The organism is uncultured Mucilaginibacter sp., from assembly GCF_937859865.1.
GTDB lineage: Bacteria > Bacteroidota > Bacteroidia > Sphingobacteriales > Sphingobacteriaceae > Mucilaginibacter_A.
Genome location: NZ_CALMAT010000051.1, coordinates 1 through 5,255, shown reverse-complemented (window position 1 = coordinate 5,255; position 5,255 = coordinate 1). Strand labels below are relative to the sequence as shown.

Below are 5,255 nucleotides of genomic sequence, written 5' to 3'. Positions count from 1 at the left end.
ATCAACAGAAAAACCATGTAAAATAGTGGAATGGAAAGCATCCGGTTGCTTCACTTTTTGATCCAACACAAATATAGCTTTCTTTAAAACGTGCACTTCCACAATTTGATCAATTGGGTCAATGATGATGTATTCCTGAACGCCGTACTTTTCATACAAATCTTTTTTCTGGCGCAAATCATAATAAGCGTTAGAAGGCGAAAGGATTTCTACTACTAAGTCAGGAGTTCCTTCAATTTTATCTTTAACAATTACTGTTTTTTTTTCCTTAGAAAAATAAATTAAATCTGGCTGAATAATATTTCCATTATTAAAATAAATATCAAGGGGCGCAGCGGCGGCGTAACCTTTATTTTTTGTTTCTTTTAAATAATTGTTTAATAAGGTGGACAGTTCAAAGGATATGCTTTGGTGATAAGGGTTGGGCGAAGGAGACATAATCAAATCATAATTTATTAACTGATAAGGCGCACCTTCTTCCAAAAGCATGTAATCCTTTACCGTGAATTTGTTTTTAGTTTCAGTCGTTTGCATCTATCAAATATAAAAAATCTTATTTATAATTTCGCGGCATGGCAGCAACAACAAAACCGACAATTTTAGTGGTGAACGACGATGGCATTACCGCGCCGGGCATTAAAGCATTGATTGAAGTGATGCAGGAAATCGGCCACGTAGTAGTGGTTGCGCCGGATAGTCCGCAATCCGGGATGGGCCACGCCATTACCATTGGTAAACCTTTACGTTTGGATAAAGTGGATTTGTACGAAGGCGTGGAAATGTACAAATGCTCCGGTACGCCGGTTGATTGTGTAAAGCTGGCCGTAAATGTGGTTTTTAAAGGTAAAAAGCCGGATTTGTGCGTTTCTGGGATCAACCATGGACTGAACAATTCCATCAATGTGTTGTACTCGGGAACGATGTCGGCAGCGGTAGAAGGCGCGATTGAAAGCATTCCTTCCATCGGTTTTTCGCTGGATGATTTTACGTTGGAAGCTGATTTTTCTCCCGCAAAAAAATACATCAAACAAATTGCCGAACAAGTTTTAAACCATGGTTTGCCGCAAGCCACTTTGCTCAACGTCAACTTCCCCAATACCAAAGAAATAAAAGGCATTAAAATTTGTCGGCAGGCGAACGCCAAATGGAAGGAAGAATTTGACGAGCGTTTGGATCCGCACAAACGTAAATATTACTGGCTAACGGGCGTTTTCCAAGTAAACGACCAAGGCGAAGACACCGACGTTTGGGCGTTGGAACACCAGTTTGTTTCGGTTGTTCCCGTTCAGTTTGATATGACGGCGCATCACGTCATCGGGCTTTTAAACAATTGGAATTTTCAGGGATAAATGTTCACGCAGCTTCTTCAACTTCATTTATTTTTCTTGTAATTTTGGTTGATGCAGGTAAAAAATAATATGGTCGTTGGGATGTTGCTTGGGCTGATCTTGCCTTTGCTGGCCTGGGTTTTTTCGGAAGTGTTTTTCCAACGAGAAATTATTGCGGACAAACCCGGCGTTCCGTACCTCATCGCGGTCGCCATCAACTTAATTCTGCTCAAACAAATTTACAAAGCCAATGCCGAAAAAGCAGGAGTTGGTTTGCTCATCGTTACTTTTACGGCCGTAATCTTAACTTTTGTGTTCAAAATCAAGCTTCATTAACCATGAAATATTATTTAATTGCTGGTGAAGCTTCGGGCGATTTGCACGGTGCCAATTTGATGGCAGCATTAAAAGCGCGCGACCCGCAAGCCGAATTTCGGTATTTTGGCGGTGATTTGATGCAGGCAGAAGGCGGAACGCTGGTAAAACATTATGCCGAAATGGCTTACATGGGTTTTGTGGAAGTGGCTTTAAACCTCCACAAAATCCTCAAAAATATGAAAAGCTGCAAGGAAGATATTGCAGCCTGGAAACCGGATGTCGTGATTCCGATTGATTTTCCCGGCTTCAACTTAAAAATTGCGGCTTTTTGTAAAGAAAAAGGCTTTAAAGTTTTCTACTACATTTCGCCAAAAGTTTGGGCCTGGAACCAGAAACGCGTGCTCAACATTAAAAAAGTGGTGGACAAGCTGTTTTGCATTTTGCCTTTTGAAGTTGATTTTTACCAATCGTGGGACATGAAAGTGGATTACATTGGTAACCCGCTGCTGGATGCTGTTTTTATCCACCAGAAAAATGAATCTTTTCTCGCCCAAAACAACCTCGGCCAAAAACCAATTGTAGCGCTTTTGCCTGGTAGCCGCAAGCAGGAACTGAAAGGGATTTTGCCCGAAATGCTGGCCGTTGCGGATCAGTTTCCCGATTATCAGTTTGTGATTGCCGGCGCGCCTTCTTTCAACCAAAACCATTATGCTTCTTTTACTGGCAAAAAATTGGTGCCGGTTGTTTTCAACCAAACGTATGATTTGTTGCAACATGCACACGCTGCTTTGGTTGCTTCGGGCACGGCAACTTTGGAAACAGCTTTGTTCCATGTGCCGCAAGTGGTTTTGTACAAAGGCAATCCGTTGAGCATTGCTATTGCCCGCGCCGTTATCAAAATCCGTTTTATTTCGCTGGTGAATTTGATTATGGACCGGGAAATTGTGAAAGAACTGATCCAGCAGGATTGTACGCCGGAAAAAATCGGCCAGGAATTAGAACGTTTGCTGCACAATGAAATTTACCGCCAAACCATGCTGGATAATTACAACTTGCTGGACGAAAAAATGGGCGAACCAGGCGCGTCGGCAAAAACGGCTGAACTGATGATCGGGTATTTAAGAAAATAAGCTAAAAAAAGAGCGGTAAAAGAAGCATTTTTGTCATGCTTCTTTTACCACCTAAAATTAAGTATTGCTAATTTCAAATTGATCCTATCATGAAAAAAAACTTCCTTTTTGTTTTGGCTTTGCTGTTTTTAACACAGTTTTCTTTTGCCCAAAACCAAACTTTTACCAATCCGCTGCTGCCTTCCGGTGCCGATCCGTACAGCTTTTACAAAGACGGTTATTATTATTACACCAATACTTTGGGCAATAATTTGATGTTGTGGAAAACCAAAAACCTGGCCGACCTGAAAGACGCCGAACACAAAGTGATTTGGACACCGCCTGCCGGAACTGCTTATTCCAAAGAGGTTTGGGCGCCCGAATTTCATTTTATCAAAGGCAAATGGTACGCTTATTTTGCTGCGGACGACGGCGACAATAACCATCACCGCACGTATGTTCTGGAAAATGCTTCTGCCGACCCTTTTGCAGGCGAATGGGTTTTTAAAGGGAAGGTAACTGCACGTTCGGCGGATAAATGGGCCATAGACAGTGATGTTTTTGAGCAGAAAGGCAAGTTGTACATGATTTGGGCAGGTTGGGCAGGCGATGTAAACGGCCGCCAAAATATCTACATCGCCAAAATGAAAAACCCCTGGACGATAAAAGGAAAACGTACGTTGATTTCTACGCCGACTTATGCCTGGGAACGGAACGGCGACCTGCACGATGCCAACAACCCGGCGCATGTGGATGTGAACGAAGGGCCGCAATATTTGAAACACGGAAATAAAATTTTTGTGGTTTACTCGGCAAGTGGCTGTTGGACAGATTTTTATGCTTTGGGAATGCTTACGGCTTCGGCAAACGGTAACCTGCGCCGTGCTTCTTCCTGGACAAAATCATCAGAGCCGGTATTTAAGCAATCTCCGGAAAACGGTGTTTATGCGCCGGGCCATAATTCGTTTTTTAAATCGCCGGACGGAACGGAAGATTGGATTTTATACCATGCCAACTCGCAACCGGGACAAGGCTGCGGACGGGAACGTTCGCCCCGTGCGCAAAAATTTACCTGGAACGAAGATGGCACGCCAAACTTTGGCGAGCCTGTAAAAGCAGGCGTGCCGATTGCCATCCCTTCGGATAAAAACCAAAACCCGTAAACCGGCTGCAAAAATCGAACTCTAAAAAAGATACGGTAAAAACAGTATCCGTGTTTAATTAGTATTTATATTTGATTAGCTGAAAGTTACAGGTTATCAGCCCTCTTTAATTTAAACCGCTCAAAACTTACCATACTTCTTTTACCGGCTATAAATATTTATTCCAATTTGTTGCAGCATTTATGAAGTTAATCAATCGTTATTTATCAGGATGGCTATTTGCTGTTTTGGTTACTGTTTCGTGCAGTAAAAAAACGGACATTGTTGCTAACAATGGAAATAGTGCAACAATAGCAACTGTTTGGACTGCACAAAAAGCAAACGATTGGTACGCAAGCCATAAATGGATTTCCGGTGCCGATTATATCCCGGCAACGGCAGTGAACCAACTGGAAATGTGGCAGGCCGACACCTTCGACCCAAAAACGATTGATAAAGAATTAGGTTGGGCAGAAAAAATTGGCTTTAATACCATGCGCGTTTTTTTGCACAGCCTGGCTTGGAAACAAGACCCGGAAGGGTTTAAAAAACGGGCAGATCAGTTTTTGGCAATTTCGGCGCAGCACCACATTCAGCCTATTTTTGTTTTTTTTGACGATTGCTGGAACACAACACCTCAAATTGGCAAACAACCGGCACCAAAAACAGGCATCCATAACTCGGGATGGCTGCAAGACCCTGGACAGCCAGCATCGGCAGACAGCACCAATTTTCCCGGGTTAAAAAAATATGTAAAAGACATGCTTGCTGCTTTTGCGCATGACAATCGGATTTTAATGTGGGATTTGTACAACGAGCCGGGAAATTCTAACAAAGGGGAAACTTCGCTTCCGCTGCTTGCCCTGGTTTTTACATGGGCAAAAGAAGTTAACCCTGACCAACCCATAACAGCAGGCGTTTGGGCATGGGATTTTGATAAACTGAACCAATTTCAAACCACGCATTCGGATGTTATCACTTACCACGATTACGAAGAACCTGCCCAGCATTTAAAGATTATTCAACAATTAAAAACTTATGGCCGGCCGCTGATTTGTACAGAATATATGGCCCGTACATTGAACAGCCGTTTTGCTAACATTATGCCGATGCTAAAATCCGAAAACGTTGGCGCAATAAACTGGGGCCTTGTTTCCGGCAAAACCAACACAATTTATGCCTGGAGCACACCGATGCCAAACGGCGGAGAACCGGCGGAATGGTTCCACGATATTTTTAGGGGAGACGGAACGCCGTACAGGCAGGACGAGGTTGATCTGATAAAAAAGTTGAACGGTATCAACTAAGAGCCTGTTTAAATTTTGTTCTATTTATTTTCCATGCTTCTTTTACCCTAT

General features: G+C 42.9%; 6 protein-coding genes. 5 read left to right on the top strand and 1 reads right to left on the bottom strand.

Annotation, left to right across the window (positions count from 1 at the left end):
• On the bottom strand, positions 1 to 534 hold a 534-nt coding region (locus Q0192_RS06080), incomplete at its 3' end, for a Uma2 family endonuclease (protein ID WP_299287646.1).
• 38 nt (positions 535 to 572) lie between these two features.
• Between Q0192_RS06080 and surE the strand changes: the two genes are divergently transcribed.
• The 5 genes from surE (at position 573) to Q0192_RS06055 (ending at position 5,204) form a co-directional block, all read left to right on the top strand.
• A complete protein-coding gene (gene surE / locus Q0192_RS06075; RefSeq protein WP_299287643.1) occupies positions 573 to 1,349 on the top strand; it encodes a 5'/3'-nucleotidase SurE in 777 nt (258 codons plus the stop codon).
• A gap of 51 nt (positions 1,350 to 1,400) precedes the next feature.
• Positions 1,401 to 1,664, top strand: a complete 264-nt coding sequence (locus Q0192_RS06070; protein WP_299287640.1) for a hypothetical protein — start codon at positions 1,401 to 1,403, stop codon at positions 1,662 to 1,664.
• 2 nt (positions 1,665 to 1,666) lie between these two features.
• Entirely contained in the window at positions 1,667 to 2,776 is a 1,110-nt protein-coding gene (gene lpxB / locus Q0192_RS06065; protein ID WP_299287637.1) for a lipid-A-disaccharide synthase, read from the top strand.
• An 89-nt stretch (positions 2,777 to 2,865) separates the two neighbouring features.
• Complete coding sequence (locus Q0192_RS06060; RefSeq protein ID WP_299287635.1) at positions 2,866 to 3,918, top strand: glycoside hydrolase family 43 protein; 1,053 nt, start codon at positions 2,866 to 2,868, stop codon at positions 3,916 to 3,918.
• Positions 3,919 to 4,100: 182 nt separating this feature from the next.
• Entirely contained in the window at positions 4,101 to 5,204 is a 1,104-nt protein-coding gene (locus Q0192_RS06055; RefSeq protein ID WP_299287632.1) for a cellulase family glycosylhydrolase, read from the top strand.
• Positions 5,205 to 5,255 lie beyond the last annotated feature (51 nt).

What these genes read in the sequence shown, in the direction of transcription:
- surE (WP_299287643.1), top strand. Translation starts at nt 573, where the DNA reads ATGGCAGCAACAACAAAACCGACAATTTTAGTGGTGAACGACGATGGC.
- Q0192_RS06070 (WP_299287640.1), top strand. Translation starts at nt 1,401, where the DNA reads ATGCAGGTAAAAAATAATATGGTCGTTGGGATGTTGCTTGGGCTGATC.
- lpxB (WP_299287637.1), top strand. Translation starts at nt 1,667, where the DNA reads ATGAAATATTATTTAATTGCTGGTGAAGCTTCGGGCGATTTGCACGGT.
- Q0192_RS06060 (WP_299287635.1), top strand. Translation starts at nt 2,866, where the DNA reads ATGAAAAAAAACTTCCTTTTTGTTTTGGCTTTGCTGTTTTTAACACAG.
- Q0192_RS06055 (WP_299287632.1), top strand. Translation starts at nt 4,101, where the DNA reads ATGAAGTTAATCAATCGTTATTTATCAGGATGGCTATTTGCTGTTTTG.